This is a genomic window from Arsenophonus nasoniae DSM 15247, assembly GCF_000429565.1.
GTDB lineage: Bacteria > Pseudomonadota > Gammaproteobacteria > Enterobacterales > Enterobacteriaceae > Arsenophonus > Arsenophonus nasoniae.
Window position 1 is genome coordinate 1 of record NZ_AUCC01000251.1, and the last position, 1,278, is coordinate 1,278.

General features: G+C 34.4%; 3 protein-coding genes. All 3 read right to left on the minus strand.

Going from position 1 to position 1,278, the window contains the following annotated elements; all coding sequences use genetic code 11:
- Positions 1-423: ParA family partition ATPase (parA, locus tag G468_RS0118070; protein WP_248604907.1), on the minus strand; the 423-nt coding region annotated here is incomplete at its 3' end.
- A 431-nt stretch (positions 424-854) separates the two neighbouring features.
- Positions 855-1,094 carry a hypothetical protein gene (locus tag G468_RS0118075; protein WP_026824158.1) on the minus strand — a complete coding sequence of 80 codons (240 nt, stop codon included), beginning with the start codon at positions 1,092-1,094 and terminating at the stop codon, positions 855-857.
- A gap of 44 nt (positions 1,095-1,138) precedes the next feature.
- Positions 1,139-1,278 (minus strand): HU family DNA-binding protein (locus tag G468_RS21985; protein ID WP_034250535.1); only part of this gene is annotated, 140 nt, incomplete at its 5' end.

The window sequence follows — 1,278 nt, forward strand, 5'->3', positions numbered from 1 at the left end:
AATAACAAAGGCGTATTTAAGTTTATCTTTAAAAATAATCGCTTCTTTGATTAAATCAATAACTTCTTGTGCTGCCCAAATATCGTATGGACTTGGTTGAACAGGAATCAAAACTAAATCAGAGGCTAATATTGCAGAGCGGGCTAAATCAGTCACTCTGGGAGGGCAATCAATTAAAATAAAATTATAATCTTTGATTAAAGATTTAAGCTCTTTATGAAGAGTAGGTCTAGGTAAACCAACAACCGTGAATAGGGGTTCTTCATTTCTCACTGATGACCAATCTAAAGCGCTACCTTGTGGGTCAGCATCAATTAGAAGTACTTTGTTTCTATCAATAGCTAACTTAGCAGATATATTGATACTTAGAGTTGTCTTACCAACTCCCCCTTTTTGATTTAACATTGATATAATCAATCGCATTTCTCCATTTCTGTAAATAAAGATTTACTAATTACAGTATTTACTTAATTACGATTAATTACAATGATAAATATCATTAGTGGCTAATCAACCAAAATTTGGTATTGAAATTTTTCATTGAAGTTTTATGATTAATTTGCCATGAGTCAATTTTGATGATTAAAATTAAAACTGTTTTACTTCGACAAATTAGCCAACTTTTGCGGTTGGCTTTTTTCTTTCTGAAATCCAAAAACTAGAAATCGCTCAAAGCACATTGTGAGCGACGATAAATTTTAAGATGTGAAATTTACGTTTTTATCGAGAAAACCACTCAGAATGAATTACAGGATGTTTTAGAGGGTGTTCTGACCCTTCTTTCTGTCTTCCTTTAGCACTTCAATGAATACTTGCTCGGATTCGTCATTTTTTTGGTTAGGTATGCTCTTAAATTACCAACCAAAAGGTTTTCTACAATCTTTATCCTCCTTAGAGTCACAACCAAAATCTCTTATTTGCTCAGCAACGCTATCTTTGGTCACTTTTCCTTTATCGTCTCTGGTATATATCGGCTGGTCGAATATGGATCCTTTGCCAATTTTTTTTTGGGGGTTATCTTTATCATAGTCATGGATAACGCATGAGGTAACCATCAAGATCATGATAAATAAAAATGATGTTCTAATTAACATCCAGTATTTCCTAAATGAGGTATTAATATATTTTGCGTCAAAGATCACTTAACAGCCTCTTTGAGTCTTTGACCTGCTTTAAAACTCGGTACGTTTGCAGCAGCAATTTTAAGTGTCTCGCCCGTTTTTGGATTGCGTCCATCTCTCGCTGCTCGGGGCTTCACCTGAAAGCTGCCAAAGCCAA

Excerpts from the sequence above, each read along its gene's own strand:
- G468_RS0118075 (WP_026824158.1), bottom strand. The coding sequence starts at position 1,094 with ATGTTAATTAGAACATCATTTTTATTTATCATGATCTTGATGGTTACC.